General features: G+C 68.1%; 20 protein-coding genes. 14 read left to right on the top strand and 6 right to left on the bottom strand.

Annotation, left to right across the window (positions count from 1 at the left end):
- The first annotated feature begins 37 nt into the window (after positions 1 to 37).
- The 7 genes from CI41S_RS35815 to cobJ are packed head-to-tail and all read left to right on the top strand — an operon-like array spanning position 38 to position 7,941.
- Complete coding sequence (locus CI41S_RS35815; protein WP_139863705.1) at positions 38 to 409, top strand: DUF1636 family protein; 372 nt, start codon at positions 38 to 40, stop codon at positions 407 to 409.
- Positions 406 to 1,440 (top strand): cobalamin biosynthesis protein CobW, encoded by a 1,035-nt coding sequence (gene cobW / locus CI41S_RS35820; protein ID WP_139863706.1) that lies wholly within the window; start codon positions 406 to 408, stop codon positions 1,438 to 1,440. The genes CI41S_RS35815 and cobW overlap by 4 nt, the downstream gene beginning before the upstream one ends.
- Positions 1,440 to 4,688 carry a cobaltochelatase subunit CobN gene (cobN, locus tag CI41S_RS35825; protein ID WP_139863707.1) on the top strand — a complete coding sequence of 1,083 codons (3,249 nt, stop codon included), beginning with the start codon at positions 1,440 to 1,442 and terminating at the stop codon, positions 4,686 to 4,688. Before cobW ends, cobN begins: the two co-directional genes overlap by 1 nt.
- Positions 4,685 to 5,848, top strand: a complete 1,164-nt coding sequence (gene cobG / locus CI41S_RS35830) for a precorrin-3B synthase (RefSeq protein ID WP_139863708.1) — start codon at positions 4,685 to 4,687, stop codon at positions 5,846 to 5,848. Before cobN ends, cobG begins: the two co-directional genes overlap by 4 nt.
- On the top strand, positions 5,848 to 6,477 hold the full coding sequence (locus CI41S_RS35835) for a precorrin-8X methylmutase (RefSeq protein WP_139863709.1): 630 nt from the start codon (positions 5,848 to 5,850) through the stop codon (positions 6,475 to 6,477). The genes cobG and CI41S_RS35835 overlap by 1 nt, the downstream gene beginning before the upstream one ends.
- A 1-nt stretch (position 6,478) precedes the next feature.
- Complete coding sequence (locus tag CI41S_RS35840) at positions 6,479 to 7,210, top strand: precorrin-2 C(20)-methyltransferase (RefSeq protein ID WP_139863710.1); 732 nt, start codon at positions 6,479 to 6,481, stop codon at positions 7,208 to 7,210.
- Positions 7,207 to 7,941, top strand: a complete 735-nt coding sequence (gene cobJ / locus CI41S_RS35845) for a precorrin-3B C(17)-methyltransferase (RefSeq protein ID WP_139863711.1) — start codon at positions 7,207 to 7,209, stop codon at positions 7,939 to 7,941. Before CI41S_RS35840 ends, cobJ begins: the two co-directional genes overlap by 4 nt.
- On the opposite strand, the gene CI41S_RS35850 is transcribed toward cobJ, so the two are convergent.
- Positions 7,917 to 8,666, bottom strand: coding sequence for a cobalt-precorrin-6A reductase (locus CI41S_RS35850; RefSeq protein WP_139863712.1), 750 nt, complete (start codon positions 8,664 to 8,666; stop codon positions 7,917 to 7,919). The two genes, cobJ and CI41S_RS35850, sit on opposite strands and share 25 nt — an antisense overlap.
- Between CI41S_RS35850 and cbiE the strand changes: the two genes are divergently transcribed.
- From cbiE to cobF, 6 genes are read left to right on the top strand one after another with little or no spacing between them, the layout of a single operon-like run.
- Entirely contained in the window at positions 8,665 to 9,846 is a 1,182-nt protein-coding gene (cbiE, locus tag CI41S_RS35855; RefSeq protein ID WP_139863713.1) for a precorrin-6y C5,15-methyltransferase (decarboxylating) subunit CbiE, read from the top strand. The genes CI41S_RS35850 and cbiE overlap by 2 nt on opposite strands.
- Positions 9,843 to 10,211 carry a cobalamin biosynthesis protein gene (locus CI41S_RS35860; RefSeq protein ID WP_172628324.1) on the top strand — a complete coding sequence of 123 codons (369 nt, stop codon included), beginning with the start codon at positions 9,843 to 9,845 and terminating at the stop codon, positions 10,209 to 10,211. The genes cbiE and CI41S_RS35860 overlap by 4 nt, the downstream gene beginning before the upstream one ends.
- Positions 10,208 to 10,993 (top strand): precorrin-4 C(11)-methyltransferase, encoded by a 786-nt coding sequence (gene cobM / locus CI41S_RS35865; RefSeq protein WP_139863715.1) that lies wholly within the window; start codon positions 10,208 to 10,210, stop codon positions 10,991 to 10,993. Before CI41S_RS35860 ends, cobM begins: the two co-directional genes overlap by 4 nt.
- The gene (locus tag CI41S_RS35870; protein WP_139863716.1) at positions 10,990 to 12,300 is read left to right on the top strand and encodes a cobyrinic acid a,c-diamide synthase CobB; all 1,311 of its coding nucleotides are present in this window, start codon (positions 10,990 to 10,992) and stop codon (positions 12,298 to 12,300) included. The genes cobM and CI41S_RS35870 overlap by 4 nt, the downstream gene beginning before the upstream one ends.
- The gene (gene cobA, locus CI41S_RS35875) at positions 12,297 to 13,025 is read left to right on the top strand and encodes a uroporphyrinogen-III C-methyltransferase (protein WP_139863717.1); all 729 of its coding nucleotides are present in this window, start codon (positions 12,297 to 12,299) and stop codon (positions 13,023 to 13,025) included. Before CI41S_RS35870 ends, cobA begins: the two co-directional genes overlap by 4 nt.
- Positions 13,026 to 13,032: 7 nt before the next feature.
- Positions 13,033 to 13,782, top strand: coding sequence for a precorrin-6A synthase (deacetylating) (cobF, locus tag CI41S_RS35880; RefSeq protein WP_139863718.1), 750 nt, complete (start codon positions 13,033 to 13,035; stop codon positions 13,780 to 13,782).
- Between the two features lie 36 nt (positions 13,783 to 13,818).
- Here cobF and CI41S_RS35885 read toward each other — a convergent pair whose 3' ends face one another.
- From CI41S_RS35885 to CI41S_RS35895, 3 genes are all read right to left on the bottom strand, one after another.
- Positions 13,819 to 14,010, bottom strand: a complete 192-nt coding sequence (locus CI41S_RS35885; RefSeq protein WP_139863719.1) for a hypothetical protein — start codon at positions 14,008 to 14,010, stop codon at positions 13,819 to 13,821.
- Between the two features lie 286 nt (positions 14,011 to 14,296).
- Positions 14,297 to 14,806, bottom strand: coding sequence for a YkgB family protein (locus CI41S_RS35890; RefSeq protein ID WP_139863720.1), 510 nt, complete (start codon positions 14,804 to 14,806; stop codon positions 14,297 to 14,299).
- 39 nt (positions 14,807 to 14,845) lie between these two features.
- The gene (locus CI41S_RS35895; RefSeq protein WP_139863721.1) at positions 14,846 to 15,382 is read right to left on the bottom strand and encodes a carboxymuconolactone decarboxylase family protein; all 537 of its coding nucleotides are present in this window, start codon (positions 15,380 to 15,382) and stop codon (positions 14,846 to 14,848) included.
- Positions 15,383 to 15,512: 130 nt separating this feature from the next.
- Between CI41S_RS35895 and CI41S_RS35900 the strand changes: the two genes are divergently transcribed.
- Positions 15,513 to 16,511: an AraC family transcriptional regulator gene (locus CI41S_RS35900; RefSeq protein ID WP_139863722.1), complete on the top strand. Its 999-nt coding sequence runs from the start codon at positions 15,513 to 15,515 to the stop codon at positions 16,509 to 16,511.
- Here the strand turns inward: CI41S_RS35900 and CI41S_RS35905 are convergent.
- Both CI41S_RS35905 and CI41S_RS35910 read right to left on the bottom strand, forming a co-directional pair.
- Positions 16,501 to 17,175 carry a peroxiredoxin-like family protein gene (locus tag CI41S_RS35905; protein WP_139482788.1) on the bottom strand — a complete coding sequence of 225 codons (675 nt, stop codon included), beginning with the start codon at positions 17,173 to 17,175 and terminating at the stop codon, positions 16,501 to 16,503. The two genes, CI41S_RS35900 and CI41S_RS35905, sit on opposite strands and share 11 nt — an antisense overlap.
- Before the next feature lie 166 nt (positions 17,176 to 17,341).
- Positions 17,342 to 17,662, bottom strand: coding sequence for a hypothetical protein (locus CI41S_RS35910; protein WP_139863723.1), 321 nt, complete (start codon positions 17,660 to 17,662; stop codon positions 17,342 to 17,344).
- Positions 17,663 to 17,783: the final 121 nt, after the last annotated feature.

Genomic DNA, 17,783 nt, shown 5'->3' on the forward strand with positions numbered 1-17,783 from the left:
TTGCCTCATCGCCCCCGCTGCCAATCTGGGATGGGCGATGAGCGTTACACTGCATGTCTGCATCACCTGCCGCGCCGGGCAGACGCTGGCCGAAGGTGAAATCCCGCCCGGTGCGCGGCTGCATGCCGCGCTGCTCGACGCCGGCGTGCCCGACGGCGTCAATCTGGTTCCCGTCGAATGTCTCTCGGCCTGCAGCCAGGGCTGCTCGGTCGCGCTCAGCGCGCCGGGCCGATGGTCCTATGTCTACGGCCGGCTGTCGGCGGCCAATGCGCAGGATGTGATCGCGGGCGCGTCGGCTTACGTGGCGGCGCCTGACGGCATCGTGCCGTGGCGCAGCCGCCCGGAAATCTTTCGCAAGCAATCGCTCGCCCGTATTCCGCCCGTCGTCGTACCCGAGGCCGCCGAATGAACGCGCTCACCAAAATTCCGGTCACCGTCGTCACCGGCTTTCTCGGATCGGGCAAGACCACGCTGATCCAACATCTGATCAGGAACGCCAACGGCAAGAAGCTCGCGGTGCTGGTCAACGAATTCGGCAGCGAAGGCGTCGACGGCGAGATTTTGAAATCCTGCGCCGACGCCAATTGTCCGGCCGAGAACATCGTCGAGCTCGCCAATGGCTGCATCTGCTGCACCGTTGCCGACGATTTCATCCCGGCGATGGAGCAGCTGCTGGCGCGCCCGGTGAAGCCGGATCACATCGTGATCGAGACATCGGGGCTGGCGCTGCCAAAGCCGCTCTTGAAGGCATTCGACTGGCCCGAGATTCGTTCGCGGATCACCGTCGACGGCGTGATCGCGCTGGCCGATGCGGAGGCCGTTGCCGCCGGGCGCTTTGCGCCCGATCCGGCGGCGGTCGATGCGCAGCGCGCCGCCGCCGACAATCTCGATCACGAGACGCCGCTGTCGGAAGTGTTCGAGGACCAGATCGCCTGCGCCGATATCGTGCTGCTGACCAAGGCCGATCTCGCCGGGGCGGAGGGGATCAAAGCAGCGAAGGAGGTGATCACCGCGGAAATGCCGCGCGAGGTGCCGATGCTGCCGGTGGTCGAGGGCGCGATCGATGCCCGCGTGATCCTGGGCCTCGCGGCGGCGGCGGAGGATGACCTCGCATCGCGCCCGTCGCATCACGACGGCGAGGACGAGCACGAGCACAATGACTTCAATTCGGTGGTGATCGACCTGCCTGAAATCGCCGACGTCGATGCGCTGATGGCGTCGATCAAGGGGCTGGCGCGCGAGCAGAACGTGCTGCGCGCCAAGGGTTATATCGCGGTTGCGGGCAAGCCGATGCGGCTGCTGGTGCAGTCGGTCGGCGAGCGCGTGCGGCACCAGTTCGACATGCCCTGGGGCGCACGGGCGCGGCAATCAAAGCTCGTCGTGATCGGCGAACACGGCGATATCGATGTATCGGCCATTCGGGCGCGGCTGGGTGTGTGATGCACGTCGTCTTCCGCGAGAGCCGCGGCCTCGAAGAGACCGCGACGCCAAGGGACCTCGGCCAGTATCCGGCCGATCTCGTGGTGCTCTCGTTTTCCGACAGCGACCTTGCAGCGTTCGCGGCCGGTTGGCGGCGCGGCCGCGCGTCATTGCCGTCGCTGCGGCTCGCCAATCTCGCAGAGCTGCGCCACCCGCTGTCGGTCGACACCTACATCGAGCGGACGCTGTCGGAGGCCCGCGGCATTCTGGTGCGGCTGATCGGCGGCGAACCGTATTGGCCGTATGGATTGGCCGCGCTGCATCGATTGGCGCAGGAGCGCAACATCGCCCTGGTGGTGCTGCCGGCCGACGGCCGCGACGATCTGCGGCTGGATGAATTTTCGACACTGCCGGTCTCGACGCTGCGGCGGCTGAAGGCGCTGTGCGACAAGGGCGGTCCGGTCGCGGCGCAGGCGGTGATCGCGCAGCTGGCGCTGGCGTCGGGGCTCTATGCCGGACCCGTCGTCGGCGAGATCGATCTGGCGGAGATCGGGTTCTACGATCCGCAACGCGGTCCGATCCGGACGCTGCCAGATGCCGATGACCGGCCGCGCGCGATCCTCAGCTTCTATCGCGCGTATCTCGCGGCCGGCGACATGGCGCCGGTCGATGCGCTGATCGCGGCGTTGCGCCAACAGGGCTTTGACGTCTATGGCGTGTTCGTCACCTCGCTGAAGGCCGCCGGCGTCGCGGACTGGCTGCGCGCGCAGTTCGCGCAAGGCCCGCCGGCCGCGATCGTCAATGCGACGGCGTTCTCCGCGATCGGTGACGACGGCACGACGCCGTTCGACGGCATGACGTGCCCAGTGTTCCAGGTCGCCTTGTCGACCGCACGGCGCGAGAATTGGGCGGAGTCGCTGCGCGGGCTTTCACCCGGCGACCTCGCGATGCATGTGGTGTTGCCGGAGGTCGACGGCCGGCTGTTCGCAGGCGTCGTCAGCTTCAAGTCGGCCTCGGATCGCGATCCCGACCTGCAGTTCTCGCATTTGGCACATCGGCCGGACGACGAACGCGTCGCCGCCGCGATTGCGCGCGTGACAACCTGGCACCGGCTTGCCGGCAAGCCGGCGCATGACAAGCAGCTCGCGATCGTGCTCTCGAACTATCCGGGCCGCCCGCACCAGATCGCGCATGCCGTCGGCCTCGATGCGCTCGCTTCGGTCGATGCGCTGCTGTCCGATCTCGCCGCAGCGGGTTACGATCTCGCGCCGGCAGCGGCGCTGGGCGAGGTACTCTTGCGCGAGAAGCTGGCATGGAGCGTCGCCGACTATCGCGCGGCGCTGTCGTGCCTTCCGCAAGCGCTGCAGGATGATCTGGCGCGCGCCTGGGGCGCGCCCGAGGATGATCCCGATTGCCATGGCGGCGCGTTTCATTTCGCCGCGATCCGGTCCGGCAAAGGCATCATCGCCGTGCAGCCGGAACGCGGCGAGGTCGGTCATCGCGACGCCGATTATCACGATCTCGCGCGCACGCCGCGCCATGCCTATGTCGCGTTCTATCTCTGGCTCCGGCAGCAGGGCATCGATGCGCTGGTGCATATGGGCGCGCATGGCACGCTGGAATGGCTGCCTGGCAAATCCGTCGCGCTGTCGCCCGCGTGCTGGCCGGAGGCGCTGATCGGCGATCTGCCGGTGATCTATCCCTTCATCGTCAACGATCCCGGCGAGGCGGCGCAGGCCAAGCGGCGCATCGGCGCGCTCACCATCGGCCATCTGCCGCCGCCACTGATGGCCGCTGCGTTGCCGGAGCGGCTGCGCCGGCTGGAGCAACTGCTCGATGAATATTCGACCGCCGACGGGCTCGATCCGGCGCGGCGGCAGCGCCTGATCGCCGATATCCGCGAGGAAGCGCGCGTCGCGGGGCTGGAGGACGATCTGGGGCTTGCCGCCTCGGTTGCGGCCGCGGAAGCGATTCCGCAGATCGATCGCTTCGTCTGCGACCTCAAGGAAAGCCAGTTCGGCGACGGCCTGCATGTGTTCGGCCGTGGCGCCTGCGGCGAGGCGGAGCGCGACGCGCTGCTCGCTGCGCTTGCCGGCCGGCGCGTCGCGCCAGGACCGTCGGGCTCGCCGTATCGCGGACGCAGCGACGTGCTGCCGACCGGCCGCAATCTGTTCGCAGTCGATCCGCGCGCAGTGCCGACGCCCTCGGCGCATGCGCAGGGCGTCAAGCTCGCGGAGGAATTGCTGCGCCGCCATCTGCAGGATCACGGCGACTGGCCGAAGGGGCTGGTCGTCGATCTCTGGGGCTCGTCGACGATGCGCACCGCCGGCGAGGATTTTGCGATGGCGCTGCATCTCGCCGGCATCGCGCCGCGCTGGGATCACGGCTCGGGCCGGGTGTCGGGTTACGACATCCTCGCGCCGGCGGAGCTTGGCCGTCCGCGCATCGACGTCACGCTGCGCGTGTCGGGTCTGTTCCGCGATGTCTTTTCCGGTCTCGCCCAGCTGTTCGAAGCCGCGGCCGAAGCGCTGGCCGAACGCGGCGAGGAGGGCGATGAAAATCCCTATACGCAGCGCGTGTCGCGCGTGTTCGGGCCGCGCCCCGGTCAGTACGGCGCGGGTGTTGCCGCGGTGCCGGATGATTTTACGCAGGAGACGCGCGAGGCGGCCGGCGAAGCCTGGCTCGCGGCGTCGTCCTGGGCCTTCGCATCCGATGGCGAGATGCGGCCTGACCGTGTCGGCATCGAGGCGAGGCTCATTGCGGCCGACAGTTTTGTTCACACCCAGGACTTGCCGGAGACCGATCTGCTGCTGGCGGCGGATTATGCCGCGCATGAGGCCGGCATCGCGTCCGCGGCCGCGCGCATCGGCACGAAGGCCCCGGCACTCTACCATCTCGACGCGACGCGGCCCGATCAGCCGCATGCGCGCTCGCTGACCGAGGAGATCGCGCGGGTGGTGCGGGCGCGCGCCGCCAATCCGGCGTGGATCGCGGGCATGATGCGCCACGGCTTTCGCGGCGCCGCCGAGATTACCGCGACGCTGGAGCACATGGCGGCATTCGCGCATCTCGCCGGTGCCGTGCCGCCGCATCTGTTCGACCTCTATTACGATGCGACGCTGGGCAATGACGACGTCCGCGCCTTCATGGCGCGCGAGAACCCGGCGGCACTGGCGGCGATCGAAACTTGCTTCACGCGGCTGCACGAGGCTTCGCTCTGGCGCACCCGGCGCAACTCGATCGCCGCGGCGCTGCAGGAGGCGTCATGAGCGCGGTGGCGATCAAGGGCTGGTGTCCCGGCGCGCTGCGGCCGATGCGCTCAGGTGATGGACTCGTGGTGCGGATTCGCCCGCGCGGTGGGCGGTTGGATGCTGCACAGGCGGCAGGTATCGCCGATCTTGCCGAGCGCTACGGCAACGGCCTGATCGATTTGACCACCCGCGCCAATCTGCAGATCCGCGGCGTCAGCGATCGCAGTCACTGGCCGCTGATCGATGGGCTCGCGGACCTCGGTCTGCTCGACGCCGATCCCGACAGCGAGGCGCGGCGCAACGTGCTCGTGACGCCGTTCTGGACCGCCGGCGACGAAACCCGGTCGCTCGCCGCCGAGCTCGAGGAGGGCCTTGCTCGCGCGGCGCCCGATCTGCCGACCAAGTTCGGGTTCGCGATCGATGACGGCCGCGAGCGCGTGCTGGCGGATGCCTCTGCGGATATCAGGATCGAGCGCGATGGTGCCGGCGAGCTGCTGGTGCGCGCCGATGGCGCCGAGTTCGGCCGCCGCGTCACGCGGAGCGAAGCGGTGCCGCTCGCACTCGCGCTGGCCGAATGGTTCGTTGTCTCCAGCGGCATGCGCGGCGACAGGCGGCGGATGGCAGCTCACCTCGCTGCGGGCGCGAGGCTGCCCGAGGCATTTCGCGGCGATGCCGAGCCGGTGCAGCGAGGGTCCGCTGCCGTGCCTGGTCTTGGCCCGCTCGGTGCGATCGTCGGCGTTGCGTTCGGGCAGTTGCCGCATGAGACGCTCCGCAGTCTCGCCGCTCGTTCACAAGGCATTCGCATGACGCCGTGGCGGATGCTGCTGGTCGAAGGAATGCATGAGATGCCCGCAGGCGCGGACCTGATCATGCAGCCCGATGAACCCGCGCTTCGCGCGATCGCCTGCAGCGGTGCGCCGCGCTGCCGTGACGCGCATGCCGACACGCGCGCGCTGGCAGCGGCGCTGGCGCCGCATATCCCGGCCGATGCACGGCTGCACGTCTCCGGCTGCGCCAAGGGCTGTGCCCATTCCGGCGTGGCCGAGATCACGCTGGTTGCGACACGCGATGGCTTCGATCTCGTCCGCAATGGGTCGACGCGGGATACACCGGTTATGCGTGGATTGAGCCGCGCGCGCCTCGTTGCCGATCCCTCCTTGCTGGTGGGAGGCCACTGATGCCGCATACCTACGAGACCGACGGCGCGGCGATCTACCGGCAATCCTTTGCCACCATTCGCGCTGAGGCCGATCTCGCCCGCTTCACTGCGGATGAGGAGCCGGTGGTCGTGCGCATGATCCATGCCGCGGGCATGGTGGGGCTCGAAGCGCATGTCCGCTTCACGCCAGGCATGGCCACCGCCGCGCGCGCCGCCCTGCAGAACGGCGCGCCGGTCCTGTGCGACGCGCGCATGGTGTCGGAGGGGATTACGCGCGCACGGCTGCCCGCGGGCAACGCCGTGATCTGCACATTGGGCGACCCTGCCGTTCCCGCGCTGGCGCAATCGATGCGCAACACGCGCTCTGCGGCGGCGCTGGAGCTCTGGCGGCCGCATCTCGGCGGCGCGGTCGTTGCCATCGGCAACGCGCCGACGGCCCTGTTCCATCTGCTCAACATGCTGGAGCACGGCGATTGCCCGCGGCCTGCGGCGATCATCGGCTGCCCGGTCGGCTTCGTCGGCGCGGCCGAGTCCAAGGCGGCGTTGATGACCGACCCGCCTGCGCCGGCGCTGACGGTCGAGGGACGGCTTGGCGGTTCGGCGATCACCGTTGCCGCCGTCAACGCGCTGGCGAGCCGGAGCGAGTAGGATGGGGCGCATCATCTGTTGCGGCCTCGGGCCGGGCGATCCTGACCTGATGAGCGTGCGTGCCGACCGCACCGTGCGCGCCGCAAAGCATGTCGCGTTCTTCCGCAAGAAGGGTCAGCTCGGACAGGCCCGCCGCATCGTCGATGGGCTGCTTGCCGCCGATGTCAGCGAATATCCGATGGAATATCCCGTGACCACGGAGATCGCCTTCGACAGCGCGGAATACACGCAACTGCTGGCGAGCTTCTATGACGAATGGGCGGAACGCCTGGCGCGGCTAGCGCGCGCGATCGACCTTGTCGTGCTGTGCGAGGGCGATCCCTATTTCTACGGCTCGTTCATGCATTTGCATGCGCGGCTGCAGGGGCGCGTCGCGCTCGAGGTGATCGCCGGCATTCCCGGCATGGCGGGCTGCTGGAACGCGGTCGGCCAGCCGATCGCGCTCGGCGACGACGTCACGACCGTCCTGATGGGCACGCTGCCGGAAGCCGAGCTCGCGCAGCGGATGCGCAATTCCGATGCGCTGGTCGTGATGAAGACCGGGCGCAATCTGGAAAAAATCCGCCGCGCGCTCGCTTCCGCAGGCCGCCTCAATGACGCCTGGCTGGTCGAGCGCGGCACCATGCCGGACCAACGCGTCAGCCGGCTCGTCGATATCCATGACGCCGAGTGCGCGTACTTTGCCATCGTGCTGGTGCACGGGCAGGGGTTGCGCCGGGAGGCCGCCGAATGACCGGCAGCTTGACTATCGCGGGACTGGGGCCGGGCGACGAGGCGCTGATCACGCCGGAAGTCTCCGCTGCGCTTGCGCGGGCGACCGACATTGTGGGCTATGCGCCCTATGTTGCGCGCGTGCAGCCGCGCGACGGCCTCACGCTGCATCCGTCCGACAATCGCGTCGAGCTGCAACGCGCCGGCGAAGCGCTACGGCTGGCGTCGGAAGGGCGGGACGTCGTCGTGGTGTCGTCGGGCGATCCCGGTGTGTTTGCGATGGCTTCCGCGGTGTTCGAGGCGCTGGAGGATGCGCCAGAGTGGCGCGACCTGCCGATCCGGGTGCTGCCCGGCGTGACGGCGATGCTGGCGGCAGCCGCCGCCTGCGGTGCGCCGCTCGGTCATGATTTTTGCGCGATCAATCTCTCCGACAATCTAAAACCGTGGCCGGTGATCGAGAAGCGATTGCGGCTCGCCGCGGAGGCTGATTTTGCCATCGCGATGTACAATCCGCGTTCTGCTAGCCGGCCGGACGGCTTTGGCCGCGTCCTCGAGATTCTGCGCGAGGCCGGCTGCGGCGAGCGCATCGTCGTGTTTGCCCGCGCGGTTTCTACGCCGGAACAGCGGATCGAGATGGTCGAGCTGCGCGAGGCGCGGCCGGAGATGGCCGATATGCGCACGCTGGTGATCGTCGGCAATTCGGCGACGCGCCGGGTCGGCCGCTGGGTCTATGCGCCGAGGCAGGTGCGATGACCGAGCCATTCGATCACCTCGTAGACGCTTTCCACCCGTGGCCTGTCGGGAAGCTGTGGCCTTGTGATCATGATGACGGGAAGGCTGAGCGCGCGGGCGGCGTCGATCTTGGCGCGCGCGCCACTTCCGCCGGAATTGCGCGCGACGATCCATTCGATTGCGCGTGTGCGCATCATCGCGAGCTCGCCGTCGAGGGTGAAGGGGCCGCGCGATACGATGATCTCGGCGCCGGGCAACGGCAGCGCACCTTCGGGCGGATCGACGAACCGCAACGTGTAGACATGCTGCGGGCGGGCGGCGAACGGTGCGATGTGCTGGCGGCCGATGGCGAGGAAGATTCGGGCGCTGCGCTCCGGCAGGGCCGCGACCGCGGAGGCGATGTCTTCGACCTCGATCCAGTTGTCACCGGGTGCCTTGCTCCACGGCGCGCGCTCCAGCGCAAGCAGCGGCGTTGCGGTGTCCGCGCAGGCGGCCACCGCGTTGCGGCTCATCTCGGCCGCGAACGGATGCGTCGCGTCGACCACATGGGTGATGCGCTCGCGGCGAAGATAGTCGGCGAGACCGCTGGCGCCGCCGAAGCCGCCACTACGGGTCGGCAGCGGTTGTTCGGCGGGCGCGCGGGTGCGGCCGCCATAGGAATAGAGCGCGTCGATCCCGGCGCGCGCGATGGCTTCGGCGAGCAGATTGGCGTCCGTCGTTCCGCCCAGGATCAGGGCGCGTGTCATGGGTAATCCCTGGTTGACCATCATCGGCATCGGCGAAGATGGCCTTGCCGGCCTCTCCGAAGCAAGCCGAAAGGCGCTTGCCGACGCGGAGACGGTGTTCGGCGGTGAACGGCATCTGACGCTGGCCGGCATCACCGATCGCGGCCGGGCCTGGCCGGTGCCGTTCGATGCGGATGTCGTGCTAAGCTGCCGCGGCCGTCCGACCGCGGTGCTCGCCTCGGGCGACCCGTTCTGGCACGGCGCCGGCGGCAGCCTTGCCGAGAAATTGCAAGCCGGTGAATGGATCGCCTATCCCGCGCCGTCGACCTTCTCGCTCGCGGCGGCGCGTTTGGGGTGGCGGCTCGAGAACGTCATCTGTCTCGGACTGCACGCCGCGCCGTTCGAACGGCTGGTGCCGCATCTGGCACGGGGCGCACGGCTCATCTGTTTGGTGCGCGACGGCACGGCGGCCGGCGAGCTCGCGCGCTGGCTCACCGAGCGCGGCTGGGGGACATCATCGATGTGGACCTTGTCCGCGCTTGGCGGTCCGCGCGAAGCTGTCAGGCAGCATCGTGCAGACGGCTATTCGGCCGACACGGACGAAAGCCTGGTCGCGGTCGCGCTGGAGATGGAAGGAGCGCTGGGGATCGCGCGCAGCTGCGGTCTTCCGGACACGCTGTTCGTGCATGACGGACAACTGACGAAGCGGCCGATCCGCGCGCTGGCGCTGTCGGCGCTTGCGCCGCGGCCCGGCGAACGGTTGTGGGACATCGGCGCGGGCTCCGGCTCGATCTCGATCGAGTGGGCGCTGTGCGGCGGGACCGCGATTGCCGTCGAGGCGCGCGGCGATCGCGTCGCGAACATCCACCGTAACGCAGCAAGCTTTGGCGTGACGCATCGGATCACGGTGATCGAGGGTGAGGCGCCCGGCGCCCTGTCGGGTCTCGCGAGTCCGGACGCCGTGTTCATCGGCGGTGGCCCCGACGCTGTTATGTTCGACGCTGTCTGGTCGCACATTGCGCCGCGCACGCGGCTGGTGGTGCATGCGGTGACGCTGGAGACCGAGGCGCTGCTCGCCGATCTCGAGCTTCGCCATGGCGGCGAACTGATGCGGGCCGAGATTGCGCACACGGATCAATTGGGCCGCTACCGCTCCTGGAAAGCGGCGCGGCCGGTCGTGCAATGGAGCACGGTGAAATGAAGGTCGCGGGTCTGGGATTCAGACATGACGCCACGCTTGCGTCGCTGCGCGAAGCGCTCGACGCGGCCGGCGGTCGTGCCGGCCTCGCAGCCGTCGCGACGCTGCGTGACAAAGCCGACGCGCCGGCGCTGCGGTTGCTCGCGGACGAACTGGGATTGCCGATCCGGGGCTTTACCGCCGAGAGGTTGGACGGGATCAAGACCACGACCCAGTCCGCGTTGGTCAACGCCAGGTTCGGCACCGGCTCCATCGCCGAGGCCGCGGCACTCGCCGCCGCGGGGCGCGGCGCCCGGCTGATTGCGTCCCGCAGCGTTTCGCAGGATCGGATGGCCACCGCGGCGATCGCGGAAGGAGACGGCGAATGACAGTGCATTTTATCGGCGCAGGACCGGGCGCCGCCGATCTCTTGACCCTGCGTGGCCGCGACCTGATCGCATCATGCCCGGTGTGTCTCTATGCGGGATCGCTGGTGCCGCAGGGCGTTCTCGCGCACTGCCCGAAGGACGCGCGTATCGTCAACACCGCGCCGCTGTCGCTCGACGAGATCGTCGCGGAGATCGCCGCCGCGCATGCCGACGGCAAGGATGTCGCGCGGCTGCATTCCGGCGATCTCTCGATCTGGTCGGCGATGGGCGAGCAACTGCGCCGGCTGCGTGCGCTCAACATTCCCTATTCGATCACGCCCGGCGTGCCGGCGTTTTCCGCCGCCGCGGCGGCGCTCGAGGCCGAGCTCACGCTGCCCGGCCTCGCGCAATCGGTGGTGCTGACGCGCACACCGGGCCGGGCGAGCGCGATGCCGGAAGGCGAGCGGCTGGCCGCATTCGCCGCCACCGGCGCGGTGCTCGCGATTCATCTGTCGATCCATCTGCGGGACAAGGTGGTCGCCGAGCTCGTGCCGCATTACGGGGCGGATTGTCCGGTGGCGATCGTCTGGCGTGCGAGCTGGCCGGACCAGCGCATCGTGCGCGCCACGCTGGCGACGCTGGACGCCGCCGTCGGTCCCGAGCTCGAGCGCACCGCGCTGATTCTGGTCGGCAGAACGCTCGGTGCGGAAGAGTTCTCCGAGAGCCGCCTCTACGCCGCGGACTATGATCGCCGCTATCGGCCGATCGGGGCGGCACCGCGTTTTCCGGAGCCGTCGCGATGACGGCGGGGCTGATGATCTCGGCGCCGGCATCCGGCGCCGGCAAGACCACGCTGACGCTGGCGCTGGCGCGCGCCTATCGGGGCCGCGGGCTCAACGTGCAGTGCTTCAAGAGCGGGCCCGATTACATCGACCCCGCGTTCCACGCCGTCGCGACAGGACGCGCTTCAGTCAATCTCGACAGCTGGACGATGCCGCGCGAGGCGATCGAACACCTGGCAGGCCGCGGTGCAGATGCGGATCTCGTTCTAGCCGAGGGTTCGATGGGCCTGTTCGACGGCGTCGCCGCGCGCGGCGCCGCGGGCACCGGCGCGACGGCCGACATTGCCGAGATGATGGGATGGCCGGTGCTGCTGGTAATCGACCCGTCCGGCCAGGCGCAAACCGCGGCGGCGGTGGCCGCCGGACTGCGCGATTTCCGCGCCGGCGTGACGCTCGCCGGCGTCGTCCTCAACCGCGTCGCCAGCCCGCGCCACGAGGCGCTGGTGCGCGGCGCCATGACGGATGCAGGCATTACCGTGCTCGGCGCGCTGCCGCGCCACGCCGAGATCGCCTTGCCGAAGCGGCATCTCGGCCTGGTGCAGGCCGAAGAGCAGGCGGAGGTCGACGGCCTGATTGCGGAAGCCGCGCGCTTCGTCGCAGAGCACGTCGATCTCGACGCCGTGCTGCGATCGTCGCGCGCCTGGTCGCCGCCGGCCAAAACCGGCAGCTTGCGCGTGACGCCGCCGGGACAGCGCATCGCTCTGGCGCGCGATGCGGCCTTCTCCTTCGTCTATCCGCACATGCTGGAGGCCTGGCGCAGCGCGGGCGCCGAGATCGTGACGTTCTCGCCGCTGGCCGATGAAGGTCCCGATGCGGATGCCGATGTGTGCTGGCTGCCGGGCGGTTATCCCGAACTGCACGCCGGCCAACTCGCCGCCAACACGCGGTTTCTCGACGGCGTACGCGGCTTTGCCGAAACCCGGCCGGTGCATGGCGAATGCGGGGGATACATGGTGCTTGGCACGGCGCTGACCGACGCCGACGGTGTCCGCCACGCGATGGCTGGATTGCTCGGCCTCGAGACCAGTTACGCCAAGCGCCGCATGCATCTGGGCTACCGGCTCGCCGAGCTTGGCTCGCCGATGCCCGGGCACGCAGCGGGGGCTCTGCTTCGCGGCCACGAGTTTCACTACTCGACGATCATCGCGCAGCCCGACACGCCGCTGGCGGTAGTGCGCGATGCGACCGGTACGATCGTTGCCGAGACCGGCTCGCGGCGCGGCCACGCGACCGGAACGTTCTTTCACCTGATTGCGGAGGACCGATGAGCGGCTTTGTCTCCTTCGTTTCCGCCGGCCCCGGCGATCCCGAGCTCCTGACGGTGAAAGGCGCCGCGCGTCTGTGCGAGGCCGATGTCGTCCTGTACGACGATCTCGCTGCGGGTCCGGTTCTCGATCTCGCGCGCGCCGGTGCCAATCTTGTCGCCGTCGGCAAGCGCGCCGGCCGGCCGTCGAGCCGGCAGCAGCACGTCAGCCGCCTGCTCGTCGACTACGCCGCGACCGGCGCGCGCGTGGTGCGGCTGAAGTCGGGAGACGCAGGAATTTTTGGCCGGCTCGAGGAGGAGATCGAAGCGGTGCACGCCGCCGGGATCGGCTACGAGATCGTTCCCGGCGTCACCTCGGCCTCCGTCGCCGCTGCGCAAGCCGGCATTCCCCTGACACGACGACAGACTTCGCGCCGGGTGCAGTTCATCACCGGGGCCGATGTCAGCGGCGGGCTGCCGGCTGACATGAACTGGTCGGCGCTGGCCGATCCCGAAGCGACCACCGTGGTCTATATGGGCCGGCGCACATTCCCGGCGCTGGCGGCAAAACTGATCGCGCAAGGCCTTGCGCCCACGACGCCCGCATTGCTGGCGGAGTCGCTCGGCCATCCCGAGCAGCGGATCGTCCGCACCACGATCGCGGGCCTCGCCGAGCTGCTCGCGGATGCGGGCACGGCGACCGCGGCGTCGGTCATCCTGTTCGGCGCGTTGGCGCCGGGTCATGGGTGATGCGGCCATGCTGACGCTCTCCCTGATCGGCATCGGTTGCGGCGATCCGCAGCAGCTCACGCGGGCCGCGATCGTTGCGATCAACGCCGCCGACCTGATCCTGATCCCGCGCAAGGGCAGCGCGAAATCGGATCTCGCCGATCTGCGGCGCACGATCTGCACTGAGGTGCTCGGCAACGACAATACGCGGATCGCCGAGTTCGACCTGCCGGTGCGCGATGCCGGCGAGGATGATTATCGCAAGGGCGTCGACGATTGGCATGACGCGGTTGCCGCGACCTGGTCGCAGGATATCGCGCGTCACCTCGGTGATGAGGGGCGCGTTGTGCTGCTGATCTGGGGCGATCCGTCGCTCTATGATTCAAGCCTGCGGATCGCGCGGCGGCTGGATCCGCTGCCGGCCATCGAGGTGGTCCCGGGCATCACCTCGATCCAAGCGCTGTGCGCGGCGCATGCGCTGCCGCTCAACGATATCGGCGAGCCGTTTCTCGTCACCACGGGCCGGCGGCTGCGCGAAGGTGGCTGGCCGCCCGGCGTCGACACCGTCGCCGTGATGCTCGATGGCGCAACGGCCTTCCAGACGTTGAATCCTTCAGGACTGCAAATCTGGTGGGGCGCCTATCTCGGCATGCCCGACCAGATCATCATGGCCGGTGATCTCACCGAGGTCGGTCCTCGCATCACCTCTGCACGCCGCGAAGCACGCGAACGGCACGGCTGGATCATGGACAGCTACATCCTCAAGCGGCGATCGTGATTGTGATCGCGTGCCGACACGTCATCCGCGCGGTTGCTACCCCTTGAACGCCCGGATGGACGGCTGGATGGTCAGGCGATAGGCCACGAGCTTGTCGCCATCGAACAGCTCGAGCGTCGTTTCGCAGACTGGGCAGCGATACTGGCCTTCGGTTCCAGACTCGGACGCCAACTCAAGGCGGCGGAATCCGGCGCCACAGCGCGGGCACGTTACGTCGTCCTTCTTCATTAATCTCACCCCAGAAACAAAACCGGCGGTATTTTTAATGCAGGCCGCGCGGCGGAACTATGTTCACGGTCGGAGAACTACGGAGCTTCCGTTAACGCAAATCGCGATGTTCCCCAAATCAAACCCAAGGCCACCGCAGCCCCGCATTGTCGGAACGGATTGGCAACGCCGGAACATTCGATAGGTTCAGCAACAGTTTATGCTTCTGTCCGCTGAATCCTGATCACGCGCAATCGCCGGCGAGCTGGGGACTCGCCGGCGACCATCGCCATCGGCAGCGGGCCACCTATTGCCGCGTCAGGCGAACCACGTCCTGCTTCAAGAGGTAGAACGAGACTGCGAGCAGGACGACGTCCTTCATCAGGAAGGGCACGTTGCCGGTCATCGCGGGGAACCCGCCGGCCGCGACGTCCCAGCCTTCCGGCATGAACGGGATGATGGTGACCGTCGCGATGAAGGTGCCGGTCGAGCCGAGGGCGCCGAGCACGCCGAGCCGCTTGTCCCAATAGCCGGCGAGCAGCAGCGATCCGAATGTCCACTCCGAGACGCCGAGGAAGTAGCTGGCGCCGGCGTGGCCGAACAGCGGATACAGCCACCAGATCAGCGGTCCGTTGCTGATGAACGGGACCAGGCGTTCGAACTCGTACGGAAACCACTTCTGGTAGCCGAAGAAGAAGAACATGATTACCATCGAGGCCCGCACGACGTGATAGTCGATGTCGTCGGAGAGCAGGCCGGACTTGTAGAGCGTGCGGACAAGCGGACCTTGGGTGGCGGTGGTGGAGAGCGTGGTCATGGTCGTGATCCTTCTCATGTGACTTGCAGCCCTGTCGCTTCACGCGACTGCGGGGAAGTCGATCTCGGTGTCGTTGATGCGGTTGAAGACGTTGGTGAAGATGGTGGTCGCAAACGCCAGGCTGATCTCGACCAGCTGGGCGTCGCTGTAGCCGGCGGTCCTGATCGCGGCGAAATCGACGTCGCTGACCGTGCCGCTCGACTGCGCGAGCTTGCGGACGAAACGCACCAGTGCATCGCGCTTGGCGTCACCGGTCTGCTCGCTCTCGCGGATCTGCCGGAGCACGTCCGGATCCACGCCGGCGAGCTTGGCAAGATGGGTGTGTGCGGCGACACAATAGTCACAGCCGCCGGCATCGCTGATCACGAGCTTGATCACTTCCCGGTCGCTCTTGGACAGGCTGCCGCCGGCAAGCACCGCGTCGGCAGCAAGCACCGACTTGAGCGCCGCCGGACCGTGCGCGGCGATCGCCGCATACGTGTTCGGGACGCTGCCGATCGCCTTCTTGATCTGGGCGTAGATCTGGCCCGACGGGCCGGCATCGGCTTCGAGATTGGGAACTGAAAGACGGGACATGGTGGCACTCCGTGGTTGGTTGGTGAACGACTGCGGAGTGAACGTAGACCTGGTGTATGAGACATTGAATGTCGATAAATCTCGACTGTATGCTCAATCGTCTCATGAAATGGCGTTGGAGGGGCCCGGTATGGATTGGCTGAGCCGGCTGTTCGAAATGATCCCGGTGCGCGGGCGGCTGGATCTGCGCTGCAGCTACGGCGTGCCCTGGCGCATCGATCAGGGGCCGGCCGCGACCAACGAGATCCCCTATCACGCGGTGCTCGCCGGTTCGGCGATCCTGGACGATCCCGCCGGCGGCCAGCCGCTGCAGCTCAAGGCCGGCGACATCCTGCTTCTGCCCAGCAACCCGCGGCACGTGATGCATGATGGCGGCGGCGCCGCGCCGCGCCCGGCGCGCAACCGGCCGGCGTTGAATTTCACGATCAGCGAAAATCTCGGCTCGGACCAACGGCTCGATCTGCTGTGCGGACATTTCGCCATCGCGCCGCCGCACGATCGTCTGCTGCGCAGCTATCTGCCGCCGCGCCTCGTCGTGCATGCCGGTGCTGAAGCGGGAGAGGGCACGGCCGCGCAGCTCGCCGGACTGGTGTCGATGATGCGCAGCGAAGCCGCAGACGATCATCTCGGCGGTCACGCCATGCTGAACGCGCTGTCGACCGCGATGTTCGCGCTGGTGCTGCGGCTCGCCAGCGAGAGCGGCGCCGCACCGCGCGGTTTGCTGGCGCTGGTCGGTCATGCCAGGCTCGCGCCGGCGGTGGCCGCGATGTTCAACGATCCCGCGCATGCGTGGTCGCTGCCGGAGCTGGCACAGCTCTGCAACATGTCGCGCGCCACGCTGGCACGGCAATTCCAGGACAAGCTCGGGCGGTCGCCGAGCGATCTTTTGACCGATATCAGGATGACGCTCGCAGCCAACGAGTTGAAGAGGTCGTCGCTCTCCACGGGCGCGGTAGCGGAGCTTGCGGGATACCAGTCGGAAGCGGCATTTCAGCGCGCCTTCAAGAGCCACATGGGCGTGACGCCGGCACAGTGGCGAAAGGCGCAGCGGCCGTCGGGACAGGATGTGTTGGCAAGTGCTGCGGCCGATGGCGATGCGCCATCGGCCGCGTCGCGCATCACGCCTTGACGGCGGCGGCCTGCTGCAGAACCGGGATCATGTCCTCGGGCTCGGGGCGACGGGTGTAGTCGGGGTTGACTTCGGAGTAGAGGATCACGCCGTCCTGTCCGATCACGTAGCGTCCCGGCATCGGCAGCGTCCAGCTTGGATCGTTGTTGAAGCTCGGCAGATCGTTCTTCAGCTGCTTGTAGAGCTCGACCAGATAGTCGGGCAGGCGGAAGCGCAGCCCGAAAGCCTCGGCGAGCTCGCCGTTTGCATCGGACAGGATCGGGAACGAGAGCTTGTTCTGGCGCACCGATTTGCGGCTGTTCGGCGCGGTCTGCGGCGAGATCGCGACCAGCGATGCGCCGTATTTCTCGAACTCCGGCCTCGCAGCCTCGAGCGCCTGCAGCTCCATGTTGCAATACGGGCACCAGACGCCGCGGTAGAAGCTGAGCACCAGCGGGCCGCGCTTCAAGAGGTCCGCCGAGTTGACGACGTTGCCGTCCGGATCGGTGAGCGAGAACGACGGCGCGACGTCGCCGGCCTTCCTGGCGCGCTGCGCGGCGCCGGAGGCGATCAGCTCCGCGGTGGCGCGGTGCATGATCTCGATGACGGCCGGCGGAACGTTATAGGGCGGCTTGCCGGCTTCGAAATCGGCTTTGAAGGCGTCGAGCCTGGCTTGAAGTGACATATTGGCTTGAAGTGACATGGCGGGATCCTTGGGTGCTGCGTGGAGGGCGGCGGCGCCGTCCGCTAGGTTGAACTCACACCTGAGAAGCTAACGGAGGCGGCCGTGCGGGGTAGCAGGGGCGTCCGACTATCGTCTATTCCTGTTCGGAATAAGTGGTTCGGGCGGGTTAGCAGCCGCGGCAGATCACCGGCTTGCGGTCCAGTTCGTGGTCGAGCTGCTGTTGCTGCCGCTCCCACGCCGACGCGGTCTCGGGCCGGGGAACGTCGGCCAATTGCGGTTGCCGATGGCCGACCGGCGCAAGCCAGGGACGGCGCGACGTCAGCTCGATCGGCCGGCTACGCGCAGCCGACTTGGACTGATCTGCAGTCGCGCTAACCGGCAGGTCGGGGAAGACGCCGACGGGCTGGTTCGCGCTGGCCGGCGCAAGCAGGCCGGCGAAGACGACAATCGCGGCGGCGGTGCGCTTCAGGATCGAATTGCGGGACATGGCGGCACTCCTTGGCTGGAGGCTCGGGATGAGCAACTCCGTTGCCCGTCACCATACCCATGCGCGAAAGACGCTGAATGCCACTATTGATCGAATGCATGCTCGTTCGTCTCACCGAGCC

The organism is Bradyrhizobium ivorense, assembly GCF_900696085.1.
Lineage (GTDB): Bacteria > Pseudomonadota > Alphaproteobacteria > Rhizobiales > Xanthobacteraceae > Bradyrhizobium > Bradyrhizobium ivorense.